Raw genomic sequence first — 26258 nt, 5'->3', positions numbered from 1 at the left:
AATGAAATGGGAAAACGGATGATATCTGGAATTATTCCTGTTTACTTTTTCTCCTGTTTAGAAGCAACAAAAGCCGTGTACATTTGTAGAATGGCTGCAATAGTCAGGCAAATAACCCATTCATTACCTCCTTTGAACATTAATCCCGAAGCGAAAATCATTAGTAGTCCAGCAATGATATTGAAGCGGTGTAAACGACGATTCCTGAAGTCCATTTCTTTTGTCTGGATAGTCAGATAGCTGACAGCATAACCGGCTGCGCCAAGAGCAAAAAGATAAGGTGCTGCTATCCAGTGGAAGAAGTGCGATACAGCGCCAATCAGTATAAGAAGACCGGCTATATTAAAAAGAATAGTTCTTACTTGTTGATTCATTATTTATCTTTTATAATATAAACATCTTCATTTGATTTCTTCATGTAATATTCTTCGCGGGCAAACCGTTCCAAACCTTCTTTATCCGTATGAAGATCATTCAGTTTTTTTGTGTTTGTTTCAATCTCTTGCTGATAGTGTTTTATTTCCTTCTCTAAACTACGGATTTTTTCATCGTATGTATAACGCTGATAAAGGCTACTGTCTCCGGTTGTGAAAGTAAGCGCCAGAAATACAATGGAAACCAGCCAATAGATGTTTATCCACGATAGATATTTATTATAAAACTCTTTTATGCGTGACATGGAATCATAGTTTTTGCAAAGGTAAATTAATTATTTTGTTTATCTTTGTCTTATCAATAAAAAAGCAGACGATGGATAACTATATTGTATCGGCAAGAAAATATCGTCCTTCTACATTCCGGAGTGTAGTCGGGCAGAAATCTCTTACCACTACATTAAGAAATGCAATACAAAGTAACAAACTTGCGCATGCTTATTTATTTTGCGGCCCCCGCGGGGTAGGGAAGACTTCATGTGCCCGTATTTTTGCAAAAACCATAAACTGCATGAATCCGACACCTGAAGGTGAAGCCTGCAACGAATGTGAATCATGCAAGGCATTTCTTGAACAACGTTCTTATAATATCCATGAGCTGGATGCTGCATCCAACAACTCGGTAGACGATATTCGTGCTTTGATAGACCAGGTACGTATTCCGCCTCCGATAGGAAAGTATAAAGTCTTTATTATTGATGAGGTGCATATGTTGAGTTCGGCAGCTTTCAATGCTTTTCTGAAGACATTGGAAGAACCTCCCCACCATGCACTGTTTATATTGGCTACGACAGAAAAGCATAAGGTACTCCCTACCATATTGTCGCGTTGCCAGATATATGATTTTTCGCGTATATCCATTCGCGACATGGTGGAGCATTTAGAATATGTAGCTTCATCTGAAGGAGTGAATGCGGAGCCGGAAGCTTTGAATGTGATTGCGCAAAAAGCAGATGGAGGAATGCGCGATGCATTGTCTATATTTGACCAGGTGGTTAGTTTTACGAATGGAAATATTACTTATCAGGCTGTAATTGATAACCTGAATGTGCTGGATTATGAATATTATTTCCGTTTGACGGATGCCTTTCTTTCCGGTAATGTAAGGGCTTCCATGTTGTTGCTTAATGAAATACTGAATAAAGGTTTTGACGGACAAAATATTATTACAGGCCTGGCCGGGCATTTCCGTGATCTGTTGGTGTGCAAAGATGAATCTACTCTGGTCTTATTCGAAGTAGGCGCTTCTATCAGGGAGCGGTATAAAGAAATGGCAAAACGGTGCCCGGATGCATTATTGTTTAAAGCAATAGAACTGGCTAATACGTGTGATTTGAATTATCGTGCCAGCCGGAATAAGCGTCTGCTGCTTGAATTGACATTGATCCAGTTATGCCAGTTAAGTAATCCGGTGCAGGAAGACAGTAAAAAAAAAGGACTGATTGAACCGATACCTTCAAATACAACACCGGTAGCACAGGTACAGGCTTCTGTAGTTACTCCGCCTGTAACAGCAACATCTTCTGCTCCGTCTGTTGCTCCTATACAACAACAGGTCGTGACAACAAAAATGCCTCCTACTATTTCGACTCCTTCTCAAACTCCACCTCCGGCGACACCCCGCAATAAATCTATTATGCGCCCTCCTGTGGGAACTTCATTAAAAGAAATAGGAGTGGAGAAACCAAAAGAACAGATAGACCAACAAATATCTAATACTTCAAAAGAACTGGCAAATCCGTTTTCAGAAGAGGAATTGATTCGTAATTGGGATGCTTTTGCCGATACAATAGATAAGAAAGTTTATCTTAAGAACACAATGATAAACTGTAAACCTGTATTACAGGAAAACTATTATTTTGAGGTGGCAGTGCATAATCCGGGACAACAGGAGGAGTTGATAAACGGAGCTATCGATATTTTGTCATTTCTTCGTTTACAATTAAAGAATTCACGTATCCAGATGCGTGTCCGGATTATTGAAACAAATGAAAAGCATTTGGCATATACATCAGTAGAAAAGTTTGAACATCTGTTAAGTATAAATCCGGCTTTATCGAAGTTGAAAGAAGAATTTGATCTGAGATTGGATTAAAGTAAACAACTCTCTCCGGTTTTACTTGACTGCCTGGAATGGATGTAGGAATATACCTGTGACTGCTATCCAGGTTGCGTCGCTATTAGTGAAAACCTGCTTATTCAAAAGTAGGGAAATATAAACAAGAAAGGGCTTTTAAAAGCCCTTTCTTGTTTATATTATAATTCTCTTAGCCAAATGTTGCGGAAACTGATGGGTTCGCTTGGATCGCCATGGCTTTGCAGCCTGATAGGGCCTGCTCCATGTTTAATCACCTTGGGGAATCCGATATATTCGGTTGTTCCTAATATTGTTGTGTTATTCTGAAGGACAATACCGTTTTGTATAACTGTTACGTGAGGAGGGATACGATATGTACCATCTTCCTTAAAAACAGGGGCAGTGTAAATGATGTCGTACACATTCCATTCTCCCGGTTTACGCATAGCATTGGCTAGTGGAGGCGTTTGTTTATAGACACTACCTGTCTGGCCGTTTACATAAGTTTCATTGTTGTAACAATCCAGTACTTGTATTTCGTACATGTCTTGCAGGAAGATTCCGCTATTACCACGAGCTTGACTGTTTCCGGTAATATTTTCCGGAATACACCATTCGATATGTAACTGAAAGTTCTCAAACTTTTGCTTGGTCAGTATATCGCCGGCAGGTTTGTTTACTGTAAATATTCCGTTATGTACAGTCCATTGTGCGGGGCCTCCTTTTGAATCTTCCCATGCAGAGAGGTCTTTGCCGTCAAATAATACGATAGCATCAGACGGTGCAGAATTAGTGCAAATGTCGCCTGGTGTAACAATTTTGGGCTGCGGTGTCCAGTATTCGGACATTCCGGGAGTCATCTTTTCAGGTTGAGGATACTGCTTTTGTGCGTTCACTCCAATAGTAGCCGTACATGCTAAAGTGAAAAGTACGGTTTTGACAGTCATGTTTTTTTTATTCATGGTCTAGAATATTACTTAGGTTTACAGATAATAATTGTCTCACAAACTTACAGTTTTTTTAGTAGAATGAAACTTTATCCAAACAGAATTTACTGGATTCTATGGTTAAAGAGACGTTTTTCTGCTAATTCTTCATACTTTGTTCCCGGACGTCCGTAGTTACAATATGGATAGATACTTATGCCGCCACGAGGAGTAAAGATACCGGTAATTTCTATGTATTTCGGTTCCATTAACCGTATCAGATCTTTCATGATGATATTTACACAATCTTCATGGAATGCCCCATGATTACGAAAACTGAACAGGTAGAGTTTAAGGCTTTTGCTTTCTATCATTTTTATGTCCGGAATATAATCTATATGAATAGTAGCAAAGTCCGGCTGACCGGTGATGGGACATAAACTTGTAAATTCAGGGCAATTGAATTGCACCCAGTAGTCGTTATCCTGATGTTTGTTTGTAAATGCTTCCAGGACTTCGGGGGCATAATCTTGTTTGTATTGTGTTGAACTGCCCAATAAATGCAATTCGTTTTCATTTTGTCTTGTATCCATATTATTGCTTTTTTCTTTGTAAGTATTTATTCAAACCTTCTTTACGTAATTTGCAAGCCGGACAATGTCCACACCCGTCTGCCAAAATGCCATTATAGCAAGTGAGTGTTTGTGTACGGACCAGATTAAATACGCCAAGTTTATCCGATAGCTCCCATACGTCACTTTTGTCCCGCTTCATTAAAGGTGTATGAATAACAAACTGCTCATCCATTGCCAGGTTTAATGTAACATTAAGTGATCTGATAAATGTATCTCTACAATCCGGATATCCACTGAAGTCTGCTTCGGAAACTCCGGTTACGAGGTTAAATATTCCTTTACTTCTTGCCATAATTGCAGCGAATGTGAGGAATACCATGTTTCTTCCCGGCACAAATGTATTGGGATAACTGTCTGACGGTTTATCCTGATCCATCGGAATGGACGTGTCGGTTAGTGAGTTTGGTGCTAATTGGCTGATTAATGACACATCCAGTAAATGGAATGGTATACTTGCTTCGGATGCAATTTTACGGGCAACTTCAATTTCTAAAGAATGTTTTTGTCCGTAGGTAAAACATACGGCTTCTACTCTTGGAAAGTGCTTCTTTGCCCAGAAAAGGCAGGTCGTGGAATCTTGTCCACCGGAGAAGCATACTAAGGCGGCTTCTTGTTGTTTCATTTTTTCTTGTTTTTAATACGTGGTTAGGCAAGCACACGGCAAGAAGACATTTCTTGCACTGCAAATTTACATGATTATTTTCAACAATTGCTATCTTTGCAAAAAAAGGTCTGCGTATGAACATGCTCCATTTGAACCATCATGAGTTAATAAAGGGGGTTAATTGCACTTTCCTTCGTTATCTGCATAAACAGATTGATTGGAACAATCGTTTGATTGCCATATTTGGCCAACAAGGTGTTGGTAAGACTACATTGTTATTACAACATATAAAATCTACTTTTGATAACTCGGACACTGCCCTGTATCTGAGCTTGGATAATCTGTGGTTTCAGCGTAATACCTTGTTGGATACGGTTAAGGATTTTTGTAAGGCGGGTGGCACACATTTGTTCCTGGATAATGTTCATTGTTATTCGGAATGGATAAAAGAAGTAAGCATTTTATTTGATGAAAATCCTTCTATCCATATAATTGTAACAGCTTCAATCCTGCAGTCTGTGCCTGTTGTTAAGAAAGAATTAAAACGAGGTGTTGCATGTTATCAAATGCATACGATGTCGTTCCGGGAATTTCTTTCATACGAAAGTATATTGGATATACCTCCTGTTCCATTAGACGATTTATTAAAAAATTATGCTGAGTTCGTGAAGAAGATTAATGCTCAGTTTAACGTTGTCCCCGTTTTTCGCAACTATCTTGAACATGGTTGTTATCCTTTTTATTGGCAGGACCCTGATGCTTTTTATTACCGGTTAGCTGATACGGTTCGTGAAACCTTAGATGTAGACTTGCCAGTTCTTAGAACACTTTATCCGGCGGGTATAGCCAAAGTTAAGCGTTTACTAATGTCTGTTGTCGAGAAAGTGCCGGCACGTATACGCCCTGCAGAAATGTTGAAGGATGTTGGTTTGCTTCGTCCGCAAATAGACGATTATATGGGGTATCTGAATGATTGCGGTTTTATTTATATGCCTAAATATATGGCAAGGATAACACCTTTGAATCAGAAAATTTATATGGGAAATACGAATCTGCTGGCTGCTCTTTACGGAAATAAAGATAATCGCCGTAATATGGGGGAGACATTTTTTGTAGACCAATTATCAAATGTCGCCACTTTGGAAATGATAGAGAATGATGATTTCCTTATAAATAACAAATATACTTTTATGGTTGGTGATCCGCTACGTGATTATGAACCTATAAAAAATAAAGAAAATAGTTTTGCTGCAGTATATGGTTTGCCTAAATGTATCACGAATCGTATGCCTGTTTGGGTATTAGGTTTTTTGTATTAATTAAAAAAATAAGAGTGTTATGTCAGATAGCATGAAGAATAGAAGAAGTATCCGTAAATATACAGCACAAGATATACCGGATACCTTATTGAATGAACTGCTTGAGGTTGCTGCGCGTGCATCCAATACGGGGAATATGCAATTATACAGCGTTGTTGTAACCCGAGATAAAGCAAATAAAGAAAAACTGTCGCCGCTGCATTTTAATCAGCCAATGATAACGGGAGCTCCTGTGGTGTTAACCTTTTGTGCCGATGCAAATCGTTTTGTGAAATGGGCGGAGCAGAGGAAAGCGGAGCCCGGTTTCGATAATATGCAAACGTTTATAGCTTCTACAATAGATGCTATGTTGTTTGCCCAGAGTTTTTGTGATGCTGCAGAGGAGAAAGGTTTAGGTATTTGTTATTTAGGTACAACCGCATATAATGCGGATAAAATTATTGAAGCTTTGTCTCTTCCTCATTTAGTTGTGCCAATTGTTACGGTAACAGTTGGTTACCCCGCAGAACCGTTACCTGAGCAAGTGGAACGTTTGCCCCTGTCGGCTGTTGTCCATCAGGAAGCGTATGTCGATTATACACCGGCTTCTATTGATGCTTTTTATAAAGAGAAGGAAAATCTGGAAGTGAACAAACAATATGTAACGATAAACAATAAGGAAACCTTAGCGCAAGTTTTTACTGATATTCGTTATACAAAGAAGAATAATGAATACTTCTCGGAAGTTTTGATGAAGGTACTGAAGGATCAGGGATTTATTAAAGATTAATGTGATCTATTCTTCTCCTGTTATTACTTGTACGTCATAGTGCATAAAGAGTCCGCTTTCAATGACCCCCGTAATGGCTTTGATAGCGGATTCTATATATCCCGGTATTTCATCAAACCATACATCCAGAATTAAATTGCCATTTTCTGTAATTACCGGGCCATCTTTCTTTTGAGCCATTCTCAGGTTGATTTCTTTTACCGGTAATTGTTTAAGAGCTTGTTCTACGTAACTCAATGCTTCGGGATATATTTCAACGGGAACAGGAAAACGAGATCCGAGTTTAGCAACTATTTTGGTGGAATCGGCAATGATATAGGTGGTCTGACTTGCACTAATCAATAGCTTTTCACGAAACATGGCTCCGCCACGGCCTTTTATGAGGTTGTAGTCTGGGTCTACTTCATCGGCCCCGTCGAAAGTCCAGTCTGGTTTGTGTGCAGATAATGTAGTTTGGGGAATATTTAGTTGCGCACATGCCATGCTGATTTCCAGTGATGTTGGAATTGCCAGAATATTCAGATGTTCCTGCTTGACACGTTTGGCGATACTCTGTAAAGCAAGATAAGCTGTAGAACCGGAACCAACACCAATAATACTATTATTGGCGACCATTGATGCAATCTTATCCGCGATTTTCAGTTTCTTTTCTTTATTACTGATGTTATTTCCCCATTCCAGGGTTTCTAAAATACTGTTTTTCCACTGCATATCCGTAAAAACTTAAATCCTGTCCAGCACTGTTTCTATCAGGTTGAGAATGGAGCCTTTGTATTCTGTATTCATGTTCTGGTTGACACGTCCGGCTATGATGCAACAAACAGTCATAGCCCTATGTCCCATTAATGCGGAAAGTCCGGCAAGCGAGGAACTTTCCATTTCGAAATTCGTAATATGGCTACCGTTGTAATTGAATGTTTCAATTTTTGAGTTTAAATCCGGATCGGCGAGTGGCAGACGGAGCTTACGTCCCTGAGGACCATAAAAACCATTTGCCGCAATTGTTACGCCACGGATGATGTCATTGCGGGTAATTTGTTCAATCAAAGAATGGTCGGCAGAAACAACATAAGGTGTCAGACCCGTTAGTTTCCAATCCAGCTGATTTATTAATTCCTTCTCATAAGCAATGTCACGTATTTTCTCAGAATTGGCATAGAAATAAAGCACACCGTCAAAACCGATCGATTTCTCGGCCGCAACATAAGTGCCTACCGGAGTAAAAGGTTGTAATCCTCCCGACGTTCCTATACGAACCAGTGTTAGTTGGCGGAATTCAGGTTTTACTGTACGTGTTGCAAAATCTATATTAGCAAGTGCATCCAACTCGTTTAGTACGATGTCTATATTATCGGTTCCAATGCCATGAGATACTACTGTAATCCGTTTCCCTTTGTAGGTTCCGGTAATTGTATGAAATTCCCGGCTCGAGACTTCACACTCCTGATTGTCAAAGTAAGAGGCAACCGTTGTAACGCGTGACGGGTCTCCAACAAGCACAATGCGGTCGGCTAGCTGTTCAGGTTTCAGATGCAGATGGAAGGCACTTCCATCTGCATTGATTATTAATTCTGATTCGGGAATTGTTTGCATCTTCTAATCTTTTAATGGTTTGGAAGGAGCACTGCTGGGTTTGGCAATGGCTTCTCTCATAGAAGTATCTGCTTCTATATTTTTCATCTTGTAATAATCCATTACTCCCAGATTTCCGTTACGGAAAGCATCTGCCATAGCTTTTGGAACTTCTGCTTCTGCTTCTATAACTTTAGCACGCGCTTCTTGTGCTTTAGCTTTCATCTCCTGTTCAAGAGCTACTGCCATTGCACGGCGTTCTTCGGCTTTTGCCTGGGCTATATTCTTATCTGCTTGCGCCTGGTCCATCTGTAAGTAAGCCCCGATATTTTTACCTATATCGATGTCTGCAATATCGATAGACAGGATTTCGAAAGCGGTTCCGGCATCCAGCCCTTTGCGCAATACTAATTTGGATATGGAATCCGGGTTTTCGAGTACTGTTTTATGACTATCCGACGAACCGATTGATGATACAATACCTTCGCCAACGCGGGCAAGGATTGTTTCTTCTCCGGCTCCACCTACCAACTGTTTGATATTAGCACGAACTGTTACACGGGCTTTTGCAATTAACTGGATGCCATCTTTAGCAACGGCTGTAACCGGTGGTGTATCAATTACTTTAGGGTTTACCGACATTTGTACGGCTTGAAACACGTCGCGTCCGGCCAGGTCAATTGCTGTTGCCATCTGGAAGGGTAGGTCGATGTTTGCTTTGGATGCGGAAACAAGGGCATGAACCACTTTTTCTACATGTCCGCCGGCCAGATAGTGTGCTTCCAGTTCGTCACGGGTCAATGTTTTCAGACCTGCTTTATGTGCTTCAATCATAGCACGGGTAATGATGTAAGGAGGCACTTTACGGATTCTCATCAGGAAGAGTTGAATCAGTGAAATGTTTACACCCGATACTTTTGCTGATATCCACAACAGGAATGGTACATAATAGAAAAAGATTGCCAGTAGCAGTACCGCAGCACCCAGCAGAATAAGAGGCAAAAAGGTCATTTCCATATTGTTTAATTTTAAATGTGTAACTTAATTTTGTTCGTCTTTTGGTTTTACAATCACATTGTAACTGTCTACGCGGACAACGATAACCGGAGTATTTTCGTCTAAAAGTTCTTCTTCGGACTTTGCTTCTACATTGATTCCGTTTATACGGGCTTTGCCGATAGGGGCCAGACGGGATAAAGTAATACCTTCGTCGCCAGGTTGGATGCCCAGATCTCGACTTGAAGTTAGTTTGGAATTGATGTCTGTCTTTAAAGCTACCCGGCTGAATGAATTAGACCGCATCAGCCATACAAAGGCGATACCGAAAACCAGAATCGATGCTATTAATGATATGTGGCCTATCATCGTCCCGGCTGAATAGGCAAATATAATGCCGCCTGCCGCAAAAATAAATCCACCTATACCGGCTAGTGTAATTCCCGGTAAGAAGAATATTTCCAACAGAATGAGCACTATGGCTACAATCAAAAGGAATGCAATGATGGCAATATCCAGTATCATAATAGTTTGTTAACTGTTTCACCTGTTCTTTTTCAAGAAATTAATTTCTGCATTACGCGCTCTCTTTTCAAGTTCGGCGGGCTGGCTCTGCAATTCGTATAGTTGATCTTCTGCTTGCAGAATCTGAGGCTTTAATTGATCACGCTTGGCATTGTTGCTGTTGTTCCACGTTGTACGCAGACTATTCAGTTTATTGTTGATCTCTTTGATCTGTTTATTTAATGTTACTACTTTCGAATAGAGGTTCTTGGCTTCGGGGCTTTTGATGTCATCCATCGTATAATATACGGTGTTGTCGTTTATTACAAATTCGAAGTCTTTTTTAATCTCTGCTCTGCCGTAAGGAATTTCCTTATGGGCCAGTTTGATCAGATTCTCGTAATTACTGTCATGTTTCCATGTGCTTTGTATGGAAGTAAGAGTCGCATGTGCCCGTTTAACTTCAATATCGTCGCTTTCTACACGTGAACGGTTGTCATTTGGAATAAATAAATATACACATACCTTGTCTTCCGGTTGATAGCGGTCTGAAACAAACCATCCTAGTCCTTTAGCCTCGTCTATAACCATCATATAATCGTTATAAGGCGAATTGTAGGGCATGCCTAATTGCTCCGGAGTAAGATAGTTGTCCGAACCTAAATTATAACGGGTTATAAACAGATCATAGCCTCCCAGCGTGCCGTTTCCTTTGGATGCATAGTAAATTGTAACTCCATCGGAAAGAACAAAAGGATAATTGTCGTCTTCATTACTGTTAATATTCATGGGTAGTTGTTTTTCGTCTCCCCATTTGTCAATCAAAAGAGATTGGTTGAACAGGCAATAATGGTTTTCATCCGTGGGATGGGCATAATATATTTTGTCTCCTTTTTGGTTCATGTAAACGGTAGAGTTTACCGGCTCCGAAGTTTCAAAGAAATCTTGAAAATACATCAACTTACCGCTTTCTTCACTTAATGTATAAGCCGAAAGGAAAGCATTTTTGTCTACAACCATGCTATCTATAACCTGGACATCCTCTACTTTGTCCAGCATACGGGATGCCTTTTCTGCTAAATTCAGTTTTGCGTCTACGGTTTCTGTCGGTTGTTTCTTTTTGGTCAGAAGGTCTATGTATTCTTCGTATATATCAGATGCTTCGTCAAAGCGGTATGTCTGGTAATAAACGTCTCCTAAGTAACGGTAAGCATCCTGAATTTTTCGTTTAACGGCAACGCTTAGATGCTTTTCTGCTTTGGAAAGCTCTCCTGTTTCAAAGCAGCAAACGCCATACCAATGGTTGTATGAAGCATTACTGGGTGCTTGTTTGACTAATTTCTCAAACACAGGCTTGGCTTCTGCATATTTTCCTTCGGTGTATAATCGTTTGGCTTGATCCAGGCTTTGCGCCTGCAAACTTCCGCATAATAAAGCGATACCTATCGTATAAATTACTTTTTTTGATAACCGTTTCATTTCTTCATGTCTTCTAGTGTACACAAAGATAATGGCTTTGCTTATATATTAAAAGCAATCGGTGAAAAAACTTATGTAAATAAATAAAGTTCCCATCCCGAAGATTTAATTGAATCATAAGTATAAATTATTTGGTTCATAACTTCGATTTATATAATTCATAAGTATGAGCCGATTCGTTTGTCGGTAGGAAATGGCTGTTTTTTTTGTATGAAAAGGGTATAGGATAATGTTGGAGGAAACAGATATTAATGCTTACTTTTGTCTTTTATATTTACTGTTATATATGGCAAAATTGACGGAAGAGGAATTATTGTTTCGCAAAATAGAGGAAAAGGTTAAGAAGGCTATTTTTGATTATAGCCTGATTCAAGACGGAGACCGAATATTGGTTGGTTTGTCGGGTGGAAAAGATTCGTTGGCTCTAGTGGATTTGCTGGGGCGCCGTTCTAAAATATTCCGTCCTAAGTTCGAGGTAGTGGTCACCCATATTGTAATGTCTACTATCCCGTATCGTTCGGATTTAGATTATCTGAAAAGTTGTGCCGATGAACATGGTTTGCCTTTCATTGTGCATGAAACGGGCTTTGATGCTTCTACCGATACGCGTAAATCACCTTGTTTCCTTTGTTCGTGGACACGCCGGAAGGCTTTGTTTGATATAGCAAAAGCAAATGGTTGCAATAAAATAGCCTTAGGGCACCATCAGGACGATATCTTGCAAACTTTACTAATGAATATGATTCATCAGGGAGCTTTCGGGACAATGCCGCCTAAACTGAAGATGGACAAGTTTGACATGGAAATTATTCGTCCCTTATGTTTGGTAGAAGAGAAAGAATTAATCCGTATTGCAGAATGGAAAGGTTATCGGAAACAAATAAAGAACTGTCCGTATGAATCCGGTTCAAGCCGTTCTGTAATGAAGGATGTTCTTGCACGCCTGGAGGCTATTAATCCCGAAGCCCGCTATAGTATCTGGGCTAGTATGACGAATATCCAACAAGATTACTTACCACATAAATAAGACAAGATTCCCGCTTCGTTATCCGGATGGAACCAGCGGATTTCTTCGTCGCGTTTAAACCAGGTCATCTGTTTTCGGGCATAAACGCGTGAGTTGCGTTTAATTTTCTCTACAGCAAAATCTAATGTCCATGCACCGTCCAGATAATTGAAAAGTTCTTTATAGCCTACTGTGTTCAGCGAATTGAGGTGTTTATATGGATATACCCGGCGGACTTCTTCCAGTAATCCGTCAGCCATCATTTGATCTACACGGAGATTGATCCGGTTGCATAGCTCTTCGCGTTCGCGTGTTAAACCTACTTTTATTATTTTGAACGGACGTTCTTTTCTGATATTCGTACGGAAAGAGGAGTAGGGCTTTCCGGTCATACGGCAAATCTCAACAGCATGAATAACACGCTTATAGTTATTCCGGTCTACTTCTTCATAATGCACAGGATCGGATACTTTCAGCTCTGCCAATATATTGGCTAATCCTTTGCGTTCGAATTGGGCATAAATGGAATTACGTATTTCCGGCGTTACCGTAGGAATATCGTCTATGCCTTTTGTCACAGCATCAATATACATCATAGAACCGCCAGTCATAATAACGGTTGAGGTAGTTTGGTATAAAGAAGGGAGGAGAGATACTACTTCTTCTTCGAAATTACTGGCGCTATAATAGTCGGTCAGTGCTAATGTACCTACCAGATAATGTTTTACCCGTGCCATTTGGGCTGCCGTAGGAGCAGCTGTGCCGATTGGCAGATCGCGGTATAACTGGCGTGAGTCGGCAGAAATGATAGGGGCACGGAAATGTTCGGCAATACGTAGACTGAGTTCTGTTTTGCCCACTCCTGTAGGGCCTAATAATATGATTAATGTGTTCATAGGAGACGATCTGTAAAATATACGAAACCTTTACTGCGTTTTTGCAGCCAAAGGTGGTTCAAAGATACGAATATTTTGAAGAGGAAACGGTTGCCTATTGCAGATTATGTATAATTTTGCGCCTTATTAAGAGTTAATACAGATAACATTATGCAGGGGTTTTATACTATTTTATTGTTGATTGTTTCTAATATTTTTATGACGTGTGCGTGGTATGGGCATTTGAAGATGAAGCAGCAATTTAGTTGGTTTGAGCATTTGCCGTTGATAGGAGTAATCTTATTTAGCTGGATAATTGCCTTTTTTGAGTATTGTTGCCAGGTGCCGGCAAACCGTATCGGCTTCCGCGAGAATGGAGGACCGTTTAATCTGATACAGTTGAAAGTGATACAGGAAGTAATTACACTAATTGTTTTTGTTTGCTTCAGTACGATTGCTTTTAAAGGGGAATCGTTTAAATGGAACCATGCTTTAGCCTGTGTGTTGCTGGTTGCAGCGGTTTATCTGGTATTTAAGAAATGAAATCTTTCTATACTTAATTAGTAATAACCGGTTTGTCTTATGAAAAGAATTGTCATAGTTGGTGCAACTTCAGGTATTGGTAACGAAGTGGCAAAAGGATATTTGAAGCTGGGATGGCGGATAGGGGTGGCTGGCCGCAGACAGGAGGAACTTGAAAAATTTCAGGCTCTGGCCCCGGAAAAGGTAGAAATACAGGTGTTAGACGTAACCGAAGCGGATGCTCCTGAAAAGTTGCAACTACTGATAAATAAGTTGGGGGGAATGGATTTGTTTTTTCTGAGTTCGGGTGTTGGTAGCCAGAATCTGCAATTAGATATACAGATCGAATTAAATACGGCAAAGACAAATGTGGAAGGTTTTATACGTATGGTGACCACTGCTTTTGATTATTTCAGGAAACAAAGCGGAGGACATATTGCTGTAATCAGTTCTATTGCCGGAACAAAAGGTTTGGGATCGGCTCCGGCTTATTCGGCTACGAAACGTTTTCAGAATACCTATATTGAAGCACTGGAACAATTATCCTGTATGGAGAAACTGAATATCCGATTTACCGACGTTCGTCCGGGGTTTGTTGCGACTGCTTTGTTGAAGAATGATAAATACCCGATGCTAATGCATGCGGATAAAGTTGCTTCACATATAATCCGGGCTTTGAATAATAAACGGCATGTTGCAACTATTGATTTCCGGTATGCGGTGCTTGTCTTTTTCTGGAGGATGATTCCCCGTTGGCTTTGGCGTAACTTACCGGTTAGAAATAATTAAATATAAAGCCGGCTTTCGTTATTCTTTATATTCAGGATGCCTGTTTAACCAGACAACAGCATAAGAACAGGTTGCCAAAGCTCTCAATCTGTTGCTTCTTGCATAATCGTATGCATGTTTGACTAAAGCGGCAGCAATGCCTCTACCTTCTATCGGACGAGGAACGACTGTATGTAAGATATCGAGACCACCGTCATATAAGCGGTATTCTACGTAAGCTTTTATTCCGTCTACTTCTGTTTCGAAGCGATGTTTTTCCGGATAATGTCCTATCTGGTATTCCATATTTATAGTTTTATGAAGTTTAAAGTTTATATTACAACTATACAATGCCGCTTGTTTTTATAACGGATTAAACAGATGAATTGTTTTCGGGGAGGTCTGATTAATAAAGAACGGGTATATAAGAAGAAAGCATCCGTTTGTAAAGATTATTACAGCGGATGCTTTCTTTTTATGTATTAAGTAATTATTTTAGAATTTTTCGTCATCGTAAGGATTATCCATAGGCCCTTCTCCTAATCCTTCAAAACCTTCTTTATCCAGTTCGTCAATGTCATATTCGGAATCGCCGTAAAAGTCTTCTCCTATTTCGGTACTATTGTTCTTGGTTTCAAATTCATCGAAAGAAATAACCTGGGCGGGTGGCATGCCAATGGACTTGCTGCAAACTGGTTTGTCCAAATCTTTTCCGGGTACTATCTCACGTAATTCCATAAAGAAAGCGCGCTCTGTCATGTAGTCGAATACGAAAAGCAATTTTTGATGTTCATCTTCCAAAAGTTCTTCCAATGGAGTTTCTTCCATGATATAACTATCTACTTCAGAAGAAGTGTCCATTTCAACTAAAGTGATTTCTGTTTTCTTGCTCCAATCGTCATCGCAAATAAAGAAAGAGCACATCTGGTCTTTTGTATAACCTACGGAATCCAGGATTGCGTTATGTAAATCCAAGAAGGTGGCTTCGGAATCGATCTTGATTTCACGTTTGAAGTCATCAACTTCATCTGATAGGATAAGAAATCTAAATAGCATAATCTTACTTGTTTTTTGATGCTTCAAAAGTAGTAAAAATATCTATTTATCCTTATAAATAGGGTAAAAAATAAGCGACCTCCTTATCTCTTTGTCGGAGATGGAGGAGGTCGCTTATTTTACTTATATCTTCTGGATGAATTATTCGTCTATCGAACCTCTGACGATTCCGCGGCTGGAAGATTTGATGAAATTTAATATCAAATCTCTTTCTTCACTTGGTTCGTATTCGGTCTCAATAGCTTTCAGCGCTTCTGTATTATTTAATCCGCGAGTATATAATGTGCGATAAATATCCTGGATCAGGAATACTTGTTGGTTTGTGAATCCGCGACGACGCAGACCTACAATATTTATACCGCAATATACAATCGGATCGCGTCCGATCAGCGTGTAAGGAGGAATATCTTTACCAATACGTGAACCGCCCTGTACCATAACATGCTTTGAAATCCGGCTGAATTGGTGAACCAGACAACCTCCGCTCACGATGGCAAAGTCATCTATTTCGACTTCACCGGCAACCTGAGTAGAGTTACCAATGATAATATTGTCTTTCAATACGCAGTCGTGGGCAATATGCGAGTATGCCATAATGAGGCAGTTGCTACCTACAATAGTGCTTCCTTTGGAAGCAGTACCGCGGTTTATGGTTACACATTCGCGCAGAGTTGTATTGTCTCCGATTTCGGCAGTTGTAACTTCTCCTTTGAATTTTAAATCCTGGGGAATACCTGCTACAACGGCACCGGGAAATATATTACAATTTTTACCAATTCTGGCTCCATTTAATATAACAGCATGAGGATATATATGACAGTTGTCGCCAATAACGACATCTTTTTCAATGATTGCAAACGGATCGATCGTTACATTCTCGCCGATCTTTGCTTCGGGATGAACAACTGCTAGTGAAGATATATTCATTTCTGTATGTATTATTTGTTTTTGACAATTTGTGCCATGAATTCTGCTTCGCAAACCAGTTTGTCGCCAACGAAGATATATCCTTTCATGGTAGAAATACCGCGTCGAATAGGAGCTAACAATTCTAAGCGTAAAATCAAAGTATCACCCGGTACTACTTTCTGACGGAACTTGACACCGTCTATTTTCATGAAGTAAGTGGAGTAGCGTTCGGGTTCATCTACAGAGTTTAGTACTAATAAACCTCCGGTTTGCGCCATTGCTTCAACCAAAAGCACGCCGGGCGTAACAGGTTCTTGTGGAAAATGTCCCTGAAAGAAAGGTTCGTTAGTCGTGATATTCTTTATACCAACTATATAATCGCCACCAATCTCAATGATTTTATCAACTAATAAGAATGGATAACGGTGTGGCAATAATTCGCGGATGCGGTTGATGTCCATTACGGGTGTAGTGTTCGGATCATAAACAGGAGCTTGTACTTCGTTTAGTTTGATATCTTTACGGATCATACGTGCTAGCTGGTTATTGATCTTATGTCCCGGACGGGTTGCTATGATCCGGCCACGGATCGGTTTTCCGATTAGAGCTATATCTCCGATAACATCGATCAACTTATGGCGCGCCGGTTCATTGTCGAATACCAACGGCTTATTATTAATATATCCGAGGTCTTGCACATTCTTGTGAGGAATGTTAAGCATATCAGCCAGTTTGTTGAGGGATTCCTGAGAAACTTTTTGGTCGTAGATAACAATTGCGTTATCTAAATCTCCCCCCTTAATCAGGTTGTTTTTTAATAACATCTCAACTTCGCGTACAAAAACGAAGGTGCGTGATGCTGCAAGTTCGGTAGGAAATTCGCTCAGGTCGTTTAATGTTGCGAATTGGTTTGACAAAACAGGAGAATCGAAAGAGATCAGAACATTAATGCTAAACTTGTCGTCCGGCAGGATAACAAGAGATGAACCGGTTTCTTCATCTTTTACTTCTATTTTGTGCTTCACAATATAGTAATCCTTCGGAGCGTTTTGTTCTGCTACGCCTACTTTCTGGATTTCTTCTGTATAAAAGCGGGAACTTCCGTCTAATATAGGAAATTCGGGTGCGTTTACTTCTATCAGGCAGTTGTCAATACCAAAAGCATAAAGAGCAGCCATAGCATGTTCTACAGTGCTTATCTGGACATTGTTTTTGGAAAGAACAGTACCACGTTGTGTATTTACAACATTTTCTGCCAAAGCATCGATCTCCGGTTGATCCGGAAGATCAACACGTTTAATTTTGTATCCATGATTTTCAGGAGCCGGATTAAATGTAATTTGTATATCTAATCCCGTGTGCAACCCTTTCCCGTGTAAAGAGAAACTTGCTGCAAGCGTCTTTTGTTTATGCATAGAATTTATGTTATTTATTAATTTCTTTCTTGAGTTGTTCTATCTCGCGTTGCAATTGTCCCATAGTACGGTACATATCCGGCAGACGGCTAAAAATAGCACTGGAACGCATAAATGCCTTTGCATTAATAGCGGGTGCACCTAATACGGTTGTAGCTTCTTTTATATCGCTTATAACGCCAGCTTGTGCTCCGAATACCACATTGTCTGCAATATGAATATGACCAGCCAATCCGACTTGTCCTCCAAACATGCAATGCTTGCCGACTTTTACGGAACCTGCAATTCCTACTTGGGAAGCCATTACCGTGTTATCGCCTACTTCAACATTATGTGCTATTTGAACCAAATTGTCCAACTTTACACCCTTGCGAATAATTGTAGAATCCATTACGGCACGGTCGATAGTAGTGTTTGCCCCGATTTCTACATCATCTTCAATAATTACATTGCCTAGTTGGGGTATTTTTTTATAACTTTCACCTTCGGGGGCAAAACCGAATCCATCGGCACCTATCACACAACCAGCGTGCAGGATACAGTTGTTTCCGATAATACAATCTCTGTAGACTGTGATATGAGGATATAATATACAGTTATCACCTATAGTTACATTGTCTCCAACATAAGCATGGGGATAAACCTGACAATTATTGCCCAGTTTTACGTTTTCTCCGATATAAGCAAAATTACCGATATAACATCCTTCTCCTATAGTGGCAGTCGTTGCGATAAATGCAGTTGAGTTTATTCCAGCCTTTGGCTTTTTAGTCTGTTCAACCATATTGAGCAACATAGCTAATCCTGCATAAGCGTTTGCTACTTTCACCAGAGTTGCCTTTACTGGTTCTGTGGGAGTGAAATCATTGTTAACCAAAACAATACTAGCTTCGGTGTTATAGATGTGATGTTCATACTTGGGGTTGGCCAGAAATGATAATGTTCCTGGTTTGCCTTCTTCTATCTTAGAAAAGTTGCTTACTTTCACATCGGGATTCCCCTCTATTGTTCCTCCCAGAAAGCTTGCAATTTGTTGGGCTGAAAACTCCATTATATATTAATATTATTAAGTATATCTGTTGGTTATGTCTGATATTAAGATAAACCGGTTTGCAAAAATGGTGAAAAATATTTGTTTTGCCTATGCTTTACAAGGAATTATTCCTTTATCATACAGGTAGCCTGCCATTTCCTTTTGTACGGCTTGCGCTGCTTCGCGGGCGAAAGAGGCAAAATTTTCTGATTTATCTGCATATATGATAGCTCGTGACGAATTTACCAGTAAACCACACATATCATTCATTCCGTATTGTGCAACTTCAGCTAAGCTGCCTCCTTGAGCACCAATTCCCGGAACAAGCAGGAAGTGGTTCGGAACCTGTTTGCGGATATCTAAGAACATTTTGCCTTGCGTTGCACCTACAACATACATCATTTGTTCATCGGTTGCCCATTCTTGAGATTTTTTCAATACTTTTTCAAACAGACGTTCGCCATTAGCATCTTCTGTCAATTGGAAATCATGTGAACCTTTGTTTGAAGTCAATGCCAACAAAATTACCCACGCCTCCGGGTAAATAAGGAATGGTTTTACACTATCTTCTCCCATATAGGGTGCTACAGTGACAGCATCAACTTTGATATGGTCGAAGAAAGAGCGGGCATACATTTCAGAAGTATTTCCAATGTCGCCGCGTTTGGCATCCGCAATGATGAATTGATCCGGGTAATTGGTTTTCAAATATGAAACGGTCTTTTCAAAAGCGTTCATTCCTTTTACACCTAAACTCTCATAAAAAGCTAAATTGGGTTTATAGGCTACACTATAGTCGGCTGTTGCATCAATGATTGCTTTGTTGAATGCAAAAATAGGATCTTCCTCTGACAATAAATGCTGAGGAATCTTTTTTATATCAGTGTCTAGTCCAACACAAAGGAAAGACTGTTTCTTTTTAATGTTTTCAAATAACTGTTGTTTGTTCATACCCTTTAAATATCTTCTTTTAAATGATGTATTCCGTGTTTATAATTCTGACTCTTTCAGACGTTCTGCATTTTCTGCTACAATCAGTTGATCGATGCATCCTTGTATGTCTCCATCCATGAAAGCAGACAGATTGTAAATAGTATAATTGATGCGATGATCGGTTATACGTCCTTGCGGATAATTATATGTGCGAATCTTTGCCGAACGGTCGCCTGTAGAGACCATTGTCTTACGCTTACTAGCTATATCATCCAGATATTTCTGGTGTTCTTTGTCGTATATGAATGAGCGAAGACGGGTAAGAGCACGTTCCTTATTCTTCGGTTGGTCGCGTGTCTCTGTACATTCGATCAAAATTTCTTCACTTATACCTGTGTTGGGATTTTTCCATACATATCTCAAACGGACACCGGATTCAACCTTGTTAACATTCTGGCCACCGGCACCTCCTGAACGGAAAGTATCCCATTTGATTTCCCCTTCGTTTATTTCCACATCGAATTCGTCAGCTTCGGGTAATACTGCTACGGTAGCTGCCGATGTGTGTACACGTCCTTGCGTTTCTGTTGCAGGTACGCGTTGTACGCGATGTACTCCGGATTCGTATTTAAGCGTTCCGTATACTTTTTCGCCACTAACAGTGAAAATGATTTCTTTAAATCCTCCCGACGAACCTTCGCTTATGCTGGACACGGATACTTTCCAGCCTTTAGCTTCGCAGTATTTTATATACATCCGGTAAAGATCTCCGGCAAAAAGTGCAGCTTCATCACCGCCCGTTCCCCCACGTATTTCAACAATTGCATTTTTGTCGTCCTGGGGATCGGTAGGAACCAGAAGTAATTTAATCTCTTCTTCTAATTCCGGAATACGTGTGTTACATGCGTCTAACTCTTCACGAGCCATTTCTCTCATTTCAGGGTCTTGCTCGTTGTCCAATATCTCACGCGCTTCTTGGATGCCGTTTAGAGTTTTTACATATACCTCACGTGTATTTACAATCTTTTCAAGGTCGCGGTATTCTTTATTCAGTTTAACGAACCGTTTCATATCGGCAATCACTGCCGGGTCGGTAATTAATGTACCGACTTCTTCAAAACGGCTTACCAATCCGTCTAATTTATCTAATAAATTGCTTTCTGCCATTTAATATATTAATAAACAAAGCGACCTTTTTCGCTTTCAATAATCAATTCATTCTTCGGGGCTTCTTCTACGAAACCTACTATTTGTGCATCGATGCCAAAACTCTTGGAAATGCTGATTACTTCATCTGCATATTCCGGAGCGATGTATATTTCCATGCGGTGCCCCATGTTAAACACTTTATACATTTCACTCCAATCCGTTCCGCTTTGTTCCTGGATGATACGGAATAATGGAGGGACAGGGAACAGGTTGTTTTTTGTTACCCGTTTGTTTTCTACAAAATGCATTACTTTTGTTTGCGCTCCCCCCGAGCAGTGAACCATTCCATGGATATGCGGACGCAATTTGTCAAGTAATACCTTGATTACGGGTGCATAAGTCCGGGTAGGGGACAGTACTAATTTTCCTGCATCGATACCTAATTCTTCGATCTGGTCTGTTAATTTTAATTTGCCGGAATAAACAAGCTCTTCCGGTACGGCTGCATCATAACTTTCGGGATATTTTGATGCCAGATATTTAGCAAACACGTCATGGCGGGCGGATGTAAGCCCGTTACTACCTGTACCGCCATTATACTCTTTTTCGTATGTTGCTTGTCCAAAAGAAGCCATACCTACGATTACGTCGCCGCCTTGAATGTTTTTGTTGTCTATTACGTCGGCACGCTTCATTCGGCAAGTTACAGTACTGTCAACAATTATAGTGCGTACTAAATCGCCAACATCGGCAGTTTCGCCTCCGGTAGCATAGCAACCAACACCTAACTCGCGTAATTCTGCCAGTAGCTCGTCTGTTCCGTTTATAATGGCGGAAATTACTTCTCCGGGAATCAATAGTTTATTACGTCCTATTGTAGATGAAACAAGTATATTATCTACAGCTCCTACACAAAGCAGGTCGTCAATATTCATAATTAGTGCATCCTGCGCAATACCTTTCCATACCGAAATGTCTCCGGTCTCTTTCCAGTACATATAAGCAAGGGATGATTTTGTGCCGGCGCCATCTGCGTGCATAATGTTGCAATATCCGGGATCACCTCCCAGAATGTCCGGTATAATTTTACAGAAAGCTTTTGGGAAAATTCCCTTGTCGATGTTCTTTATTGCGTTGTGAACATCTTCCTTTGAAGCTGATACGCCGCGCAGGTTATAACGTTGGTCACTCATTGTAATACTTTATTTTGAATCGCAAAGGTAATACTTTTTTATGTTACTTATCTAAGTTTTAGCACATCTCCTTCTTCAGGAATATAATCTTTATGCTTTTTATTTAATTTATATAAGCTCTTCAGTTGTATTCCATACCTTTGGGAGATACTGTGCATAGACTCGCCAATTTGTACCACATGGTCATAGCTTGGCTTGTCGGCTTTCTTCTTTTTCTTTTCCAGATAAACGATGTCTCCTTTCTGTAAAGGAAAGTCTTCGGGAACTTCGTTGTATTTTATCAGTTCTTTTGCTTTGAAGCCTAAACTGGCTGCTATCCGGTCGAAGCTGTCGTTGTCTATTGCATATACATAAAGAAGACCGTTGGTTCGGTAAATTGTTCGTTTAACAGTTGTATAGGATGGACTTTGCGATTGTTTTGATACCCTATTTTTTCCTTTATTGGAGTCAAAGCGGTAAAGTTCATAATCCTCAATTACTTTGATTAGTTTATTTGCATAAGCACGATCTGTTGCGTAGCCGCATTTTTGTAATCCTCTGGCCCAACCTTTATAGTCTTTGATATTTAATTTGAATAAAGAAGCATAGCGTGAACGTTCTGCAAGAAATTTTGAATGATCCGTATAAGAATCTTCTACGCGCTTGTATTTGCGGAAGCATTCGCCTCGCAAATCATCATCATGATATACCCGGCCTCCGCGCCATTCGGCATGGCATTTGATTCCGAAATGATTATTGGAACGTTGAGCTAAATTGCTTTGTCCTGCTCCTGATTCCAATAAACCTTGTGCAAGAGTTATACTTGCGGGAATGCGATATTTACGCTGGTGATCTACAGCCAATCCACTGTATTCTTTAATATATTTCTGATAAGATGCTAGTTTACGTTGCCCACTGGCACCAGTGGCATATAGTGTTATTAACAGTGCAATAAGTCCGCAGACGCGTACAAGAAATTTCATAATTCTTTGTTTCCTTATGAGTAATTATTTTCGCAAAGATAAATACAACGAACCGATTTTACCTCATGTTTTATAAAATAAACGTATCTTTATCTCACTGTTTCAGCAGATAAATTGTATTTTTAAGTTTGAAAGAAAAAAATCATCCCGATCATTTTTTTAAATCATCCCGATGAAATGAAAAAATGATCGGGATGATTTTCGTTATATATTTTATATATTTGCCAATATAAAGAGTCGGAAGCATGAAGGAAATAATATTTGAAATTCGGGTAACTCAGTTACAAATTGATGAACTGTCTAACGAGTTTCGGAAACTTGCTCAAAAAGCATTAAAAGCTGCAGAAACAGCTTACGCATTTTATTCGCATTTTCAGGTTGGTGCTGCTGCATTGTTGGCAAACGGAGAAATAGTTTGTGGAAGTAATCAGGAAAATGCAGCTTACCCTTCAGGATTGTGTGCAGAACGGGTTGCTTTGTTTTATGCAGGTGCTCAATACCCTGGAATTCCGGTATGTGCTATTGCTGTTGCTGCTATATCCGATGGTAAACAGGTACAGAATATCACGCCCTGTGGAGCTTGCCGTCAGGTTTTGCTGGAAGTGGAAAAACGCTATAATTCGCCGGTTAAAATACTCCTTTACAACAAAGGCCATGTTTCTGTAATTGAAAGTGCGAAGGCTTTATTACCTCTTTGTTTTAACGGAGATGAATTACCTTAGTGTTATTTCCCTAAACGAAATGTATAGTCATTTTTTCCTCTGAATATGCGGTAAATACGTACGTATAGATTGAATATCGGTTGTACTATTTCTATGAATGGGAGCCAGCCTGTTAAAGGCTTTTGTTGTAATAATTTGGCAGACTTATGCAGAATCGCAGCTTTTGTAATGAAAAGTATTATATAGAGTAGTATTCCCCATATTGTTATTAACCAGTTGCTTTGAATACCAAATATGATGGATGCAATGACAAATGCCAGAAAAAGGAAGAAACTCATTGTCTCCATTCTGTAAAACATAAGGCGTTTACCTTTATAAAACCGTCGGGTTGCTGCCCGCGATACTTTCATTTCCTTCCATATTTTGAAATATTCTATTTTAGCCATTTCAGTGATGCTATCGGCCGAATATTCCACTATTGTATTATTTTTGCTGGCTGATTCATTGATGAATAAGTCATCATCTCCTGCATGCAGATTTAATGATTTGTAATAGCCTTTATGTTTGAAGAACAGGTCTTTTGTGTACGATAAATTCCTTCCATTTCCCGTATAAGGATGTTGGGCTAAGGCTGATGATATGTATTGGATTCCGCTTAACAGATTGTCGTAAGCTATAAGTTTGTGTAGAAAACCTTTATGATTTCCATAAGCACAGTAACCTAAAACAATGGATGTGGTTGGCTGATATGCTTTTGCCATGGCATGAATCCATCTATTACTTAACGGATAACAATTTGCTTCGGTAAATAAAAGTATTTCATTTTTAGCTGCTTTTATTCCTACTGTGAGAGCAAGTTTTTTACGGCTCAGGTATTTTACATCCTCGGGGATATAGGTGTGATACAGGTGTTTATATTCGTTTTCATAGGCTTTCAGGACATTGTCGCTTTCATCTGTAGATCCGTCATTTACGACAATTATCTCATAGTCCGGATAATCTTGCGTGAGAAGTGACGGCAGATATTTCTCCAGGTTTTCGGATTCGTTTTTAGCATAGACAATAACAGATACAGGCGGTTGACCGCCTGAAGCCAATGGCATTTTATTAGCAGAAGTCCGGATAGGTCTCGCATAAATGACCAAATAGTATAATAATTGTATGGTAAATAATATAGAGACTGCCCCCATAAAAGCAATCTCTATTGTATTGAATACAAATATTTGTTCCATTATATCTATAATGTATCTGAATAATATGCTTTTGGTAATTGTCGACAGTTATATTGAGAAGCCATGACTTCACCGTAAGCTCCTGCAGAGCGTAAAGCGATCAAGTCTCCACGATGTGCTTTGTTCAGCTCTATGTCTTTTCCGAATACATCGGATGATTCACAGATAGGTCCAACGACATCGTATATTTCTACTTCTTCATCACTGGAAATATTTTCTATACGGTGGTAGGCTTCGTACATTGCCGGACGGATAAGCTCTGTAAAGCCAGCATCCAGAATTGCAAATTTTTTTGTTTCCCCCTCTTTGACATATAATACTTTTGATATTAATGTACCGCAATTAGCAACAACAGAACGTCCGGGTTCAAAATGAACCTGTTGCCCGGGACGAAGTTGAAGCAATTTTTTGAACACGGCAAAATAGTTGTCGAAAGCAGGAATAGGTAAATGGTTCGGATGGTAGTAATCGATCCCTAAACCTCCTCCGAAGTTTAAATTCGGTATCTGAATACCACGTGCTTCAAGTTCTTCTTGTATTTCGTTTACGCGAATTACTAAACCACGAAATGCAGATATGTCGGTGATTTGTGAACCTATGTGACAATGTATCCCGATTAGTTTAATGTTTTTCAACGAACCGATCTCTCTTAATACATGGCCTAGTTGACTCAGATTTATGCCGAATTTATTCTCTTTCATCCCTGTGGTGATCTTAGCATGCGTATGTGCATCTACTTCCGGATTGATACGTAAGGCTATGGGTGCTACCTTGTTTTTAGCAATAGCCAATTCGTTGATAATTTGTAGTTCTGCAGCCGATTCGACATTGAAACAGAAAATATCGTTATCCAGCCCTAAGTTAATCTCCCAATCCGCTTTACCGACTCCGGCATATACAATTTTGTTAGCAGGAAAGCCCGCTTCAAGAGCTGCTTTTATTTCGCCGCCACTAACGCAGTCTGCGCCTAATCCGAATTCGGATATAATGGAAAGTATGCGAGGGTTGGCATTGGCTTTTACTGCGTAATGAACGTGATAACCATATTTGCCTGCTTCGGTAGTTACTATTGAGAGTGTCTCTTTCAGCAACTCGACATCGTAATAATAAAATGGCGTTTGTATCGCCTTGAATTTTTCTACAGGGAATGTTCCTTTGAGCATATATGTAAGAAATTATATAAAGATAAATAAGGGCAGTCTGAAAAGGCTGCCCTTGTTTAAGTTAT

Annotated in this window: 29 protein-coding genes; 7 read left to right on the top strand and 22 right to left on the bottom strand. The window is 39.8% G+C overall.

Features of this window, described 5'->3' with window-relative positions; translation table 11 throughout:
• Positions 1-41: 41 nt before the first annotated feature.
• Together CTY47_RS07065 and CTY47_RS07060 are read right to left on the bottom strand one after the other, a co-directional pair.
• Positions 42-374, bottom strand: a complete 333-nt coding sequence (locus CTY47_RS07065; protein WP_099464155.1) for a hypothetical protein — start codon at positions 372-374, stop codon at positions 42-44.
• Positions 374-679, bottom strand: coding sequence for an FtsB family cell division protein (locus CTY47_RS07060; RefSeq protein ID WP_099464154.1), 306 nt, complete (start codon positions 677-679; stop codon positions 374-376). Before CTY47_RS07060 ends, CTY47_RS07065 begins: the two co-directional genes overlap by 1 nt.
• Before the next feature lie 71 nt (positions 680-750).
• Between CTY47_RS07060 and CTY47_RS07055 the strand changes: the two genes are divergently transcribed.
• Positions 751-2529, top strand: a complete 1779-nt coding sequence (locus CTY47_RS07055) for a DNA polymerase III subunit gamma/tau (protein WP_099464153.1) — start codon at positions 751-753, stop codon at positions 2527-2529.
• Positions 2530-2690: 161 nt separating this feature from the next.
• On the opposite strand, the gene CTY47_RS07050 is transcribed toward CTY47_RS07055, so the two are convergent.
• The 3 genes from CTY47_RS07050 to queC all read right to left on the bottom strand — a co-directional run bounded on the left by CTY47_RS07050 (position 2691) and on the right by queC (position 4694).
• Complete coding sequence (locus CTY47_RS07050) at positions 2691-3473, bottom strand: 3-keto-disaccharide hydrolase (protein WP_099464152.1); 783 nt, start codon at positions 3471-3473, stop codon at positions 2691-2693.
• An 89-nt stretch (positions 3474-3562) separates the two neighbouring features.
• Entirely contained in the window at positions 3563-4030 is a 468-nt protein-coding gene (gene queF / locus CTY47_RS07045) for a preQ(1) synthase (protein WP_099464151.1), read from the bottom strand.
• A 1-nt stretch (position 4031) separates the two neighbouring features.
• Positions 4032-4694, bottom strand: a complete 663-nt coding sequence (gene queC, locus CTY47_RS07040) for a 7-cyano-7-deazaguanine synthase QueC (RefSeq protein ID WP_099464150.1) — start codon at positions 4692-4694, stop codon at positions 4032-4034.
• Positions 4695-4810: 116 nt separating this feature from the next.
• Between queC and CTY47_RS07035 the strand changes: the two genes are divergently transcribed.
• Together CTY47_RS07035 and CTY47_RS07030 are read left to right on the top strand one after the other, a co-directional pair.
• Positions 4811-5995 carry an AAA family ATPase gene (locus CTY47_RS07035; RefSeq protein WP_099464149.1) on the top strand — a complete coding sequence of 395 codons (1185 nt, stop codon included), beginning with the start codon at positions 4811-4813 and terminating at the stop codon, positions 5993-5995.
• Positions 5996-6014: 19 nt separating this feature from the next.
• Positions 6015-6764, top strand: coding sequence for a nitroreductase family protein (locus CTY47_RS07030; protein WP_099464148.1), 750 nt, complete (start codon positions 6015-6017; stop codon positions 6762-6764).
• Between the two features lie 6 nt (positions 6765-6770).
• Here the strand turns inward: CTY47_RS07030 and rpiA are convergent, their stop codons facing one another.
• Genes rpiA through CTY47_RS07005 form a run of 5 tightly spaced genes read right to left on the bottom strand, consistent with a single transcriptional unit; the run spans position 6771 to position 11315 of the window.
• Positions 6771-7475: a ribose 5-phosphate isomerase A gene (gene rpiA, locus CTY47_RS07025; protein ID WP_099464147.1), complete on the bottom strand. Its 705-nt coding sequence runs from the start codon at positions 7473-7475 to the stop codon at positions 6771-6773.
• Between the two features lie 12 nt (positions 7476-7487).
• Positions 7488-8357 (bottom strand): nucleoside phosphorylase, encoded by an 870-nt coding sequence (locus tag CTY47_RS07020; protein ID WP_099464146.1) that lies wholly within the window; start codon positions 8355-8357, stop codon positions 7488-7490.
• A 3-nt stretch (positions 8358-8360) separates the two neighbouring features.
• The gene (gene floA, locus CTY47_RS07015) at positions 8361-9353 is read right to left on the bottom strand and encodes a flotillin-like protein FloA (RefSeq protein ID WP_099464145.1); all 993 of its coding nucleotides are present in this window, start codon (positions 9351-9353) and stop codon (positions 8361-8363) included.
• A 24-nt stretch (positions 9354-9377) separates the two neighbouring features.
• On the bottom strand, positions 9378-9857 hold the full coding sequence (locus CTY47_RS07010) for an NfeD family protein (protein ID WP_099464144.1): 480 nt from the start codon (positions 9855-9857) through the stop codon (positions 9378-9380).
• A gap of 18 nt (positions 9858-9875) precedes the next feature.
• Positions 9876-11315, bottom strand: coding sequence for a tetratricopeptide repeat protein (locus tag CTY47_RS07005; protein WP_099464143.1), 1440 nt, complete (start codon positions 11313-11315; stop codon positions 9876-9878).
• Between the two features lie 286 nt (positions 11316-11601).
• Between CTY47_RS07005 and CTY47_RS07000 the strand changes: the two genes are divergently transcribed.
• Positions 11602-12342: a tRNA 2-thiocytidine biosynthesis TtcA family protein gene (locus CTY47_RS07000; RefSeq protein ID WP_099464830.1), complete on the top strand. Its 741-nt coding sequence runs from the start codon at positions 11602-11604 to the stop codon at positions 12340-12342.
• On the opposite strand, the gene miaA is transcribed toward CTY47_RS07000, so the two are convergent.
• On the bottom strand, positions 12324-13217 hold the full coding sequence (gene miaA / locus CTY47_RS06995) for a tRNA (adenosine(37)-N6)-dimethylallyltransferase MiaA (RefSeq protein ID WP_099464142.1): 894 nt from the start codon (positions 13215-13217) through the stop codon (positions 12324-12326). The genes CTY47_RS07000 and miaA overlap by 19 nt on opposite strands.
• Before the next feature lie 150 nt (positions 13218-13367).
• Here miaA and CTY47_RS06990 point away from each other — a divergent pair, with 150 nt between their 5' ends.
• Together CTY47_RS06990 and CTY47_RS06985 are read left to right on the top strand one after the other, a co-directional pair.
• Positions 13368-13739: a DMT family protein gene (locus CTY47_RS06990; protein WP_099464141.1), complete on the top strand. Its 372-nt coding sequence runs from the start codon at positions 13368-13370 to the stop codon at positions 13737-13739.
• Positions 13740-13778: 39 nt separating this feature from the next.
• Positions 13779-14507 (top strand): SDR family NAD(P)-dependent oxidoreductase, encoded by a 729-nt coding sequence (locus CTY47_RS06985; RefSeq protein WP_099464140.1) that lies wholly within the window; start codon positions 13779-13781, stop codon positions 14505-14507.
• 18 nt (positions 14508-14525) lie between these two features.
• Here CTY47_RS06985 and CTY47_RS06980 read toward each other — a convergent pair whose 3' ends face one another.
• The 9 genes from CTY47_RS06980 to CTY47_RS06940 all read right to left on the bottom strand — a co-directional run bounded on the left by CTY47_RS06980 (position 14526) and on the right by CTY47_RS06940 (position 23136).
• The gene (locus CTY47_RS06980) at positions 14526-14792 is read right to left on the bottom strand and encodes a GNAT family N-acetyltransferase (protein WP_099464139.1); all 267 of its coding nucleotides are present in this window, start codon (positions 14790-14792) and stop codon (positions 14526-14528) included.
• Positions 14793-14981: 189 nt separating this feature from the next.
• Positions 14982-15542, bottom strand: coding sequence for an IS1096 element passenger TnpR family protein (locus tag CTY47_RS06975; RefSeq protein ID WP_099464138.1), 561 nt, complete (start codon positions 15540-15542; stop codon positions 14982-14984).
• A 141-nt stretch (positions 15543-15683) separates the two neighbouring features.
• Positions 15684-16469 carry an acyl-ACP--UDP-N-acetylglucosamine O-acyltransferase gene (gene lpxA / locus CTY47_RS06970; protein WP_099464137.1) on the bottom strand — a complete coding sequence of 262 codons (786 nt, stop codon included), beginning with the start codon at positions 16467-16469 and terminating at the stop codon, positions 15684-15686.
• 11 nt (positions 16470-16480) lie between these two features.
• Positions 16481-17866 carry a bifunctional UDP-3-O-[3-hydroxymyristoyl] N-acetylglucosamine deacetylase/3-hydroxyacyl-ACP dehydratase gene (locus tag CTY47_RS06965; RefSeq protein WP_099464136.1) on the bottom strand — a complete coding sequence of 462 codons (1386 nt, stop codon included), beginning with the start codon at positions 17864-17866 and terminating at the stop codon, positions 16481-16483.
• Positions 17867-17876: 10 nt separating this feature from the next.
• Positions 17877-18917: a UDP-3-O-(3-hydroxymyristoyl)glucosamine N-acyltransferase gene (gene lpxD / locus CTY47_RS06960; RefSeq protein WP_099464135.1), complete on the bottom strand. Its 1041-nt coding sequence runs from the start codon at positions 18915-18917 to the stop codon at positions 17877-17879.
• Between the two features lie 90 nt (positions 18918-19007).
• Entirely contained in the window at positions 19008-19850 is an 843-nt protein-coding gene (gene pyrF, locus CTY47_RS06955) for an orotidine-5'-phosphate decarboxylase (RefSeq protein ID WP_099464134.1), read from the bottom strand.
• Between the two features lie 39 nt (positions 19851-19889).
• Positions 19890-20999 carry a peptide chain release factor 1 gene (prfA, locus tag CTY47_RS06950; RefSeq protein ID WP_099464133.1) on the bottom strand — a complete coding sequence of 370 codons (1110 nt, stop codon included), beginning with the start codon at positions 20997-20999 and terminating at the stop codon, positions 19890-19892.
• Between the two features lie 8 nt (positions 21000-21007).
• A complete protein-coding gene (locus CTY47_RS06945) occupies positions 21008-22174 on the bottom strand; it encodes an AIR synthase related protein (protein ID WP_099464132.1) in 1167 nt (388 codons plus the stop codon).
• A gap of 47 nt (positions 22175-22221) precedes the next feature.
• Positions 22222-23136 carry a glucosaminidase domain-containing protein gene (locus CTY47_RS06940; RefSeq protein ID WP_099464131.1) on the bottom strand — a complete coding sequence of 305 codons (915 nt, stop codon included), beginning with the start codon at positions 23134-23136 and terminating at the stop codon, positions 22222-22224.
• A gap of 245 nt (positions 23137-23381) precedes the next feature.
• Here CTY47_RS06940 and cdd point away from each other — a divergent pair, with 245 nt between their 5' ends.
• Positions 23382-23858 (top strand): cytidine deaminase, encoded by a 477-nt coding sequence (gene cdd, locus CTY47_RS06935; RefSeq protein WP_099464130.1) that lies wholly within the window; start codon positions 23382-23384, stop codon positions 23856-23858.
• Between the two features lie 2 nt (positions 23859-23860).
• On the opposite strand, the gene CTY47_RS06930 is transcribed toward cdd, so the two are convergent.
• Both CTY47_RS06930 and lysA read right to left on the bottom strand, forming a co-directional pair.
• The gene (locus tag CTY47_RS06930) at positions 23861-25030 is read right to left on the bottom strand and encodes a glycosyltransferase (protein WP_099464129.1); all 1170 of its coding nucleotides are present in this window, start codon (positions 25028-25030) and stop codon (positions 23861-23863) included.
• Positions 25031-25035: 5 nt separating this feature from the next.
• Positions 25036-26193: a diaminopimelate decarboxylase gene (gene lysA, locus CTY47_RS06925; protein ID WP_099464128.1), complete on the bottom strand. Its 1158-nt coding sequence runs from the start codon at positions 26191-26193 to the stop codon at positions 25036-25038.
• Positions 26194-26258: the final 65 nt, after the last annotated feature.

Origin of the sequence: Parabacteroides provencensis, from assembly GCF_900232875.1 — a bacterium.
Classification (GTDB): domain Bacteria; phylum Bacteroidota; class Bacteroidia; order Bacteroidales; family Tannerellaceae; genus Parabacteroides; species Parabacteroides chinchillae.
The sequence above is the reverse complement of the archived record's forward strand: the minus strand, read 5'-3'. Positions and strand labels throughout refer to the sequence as shown.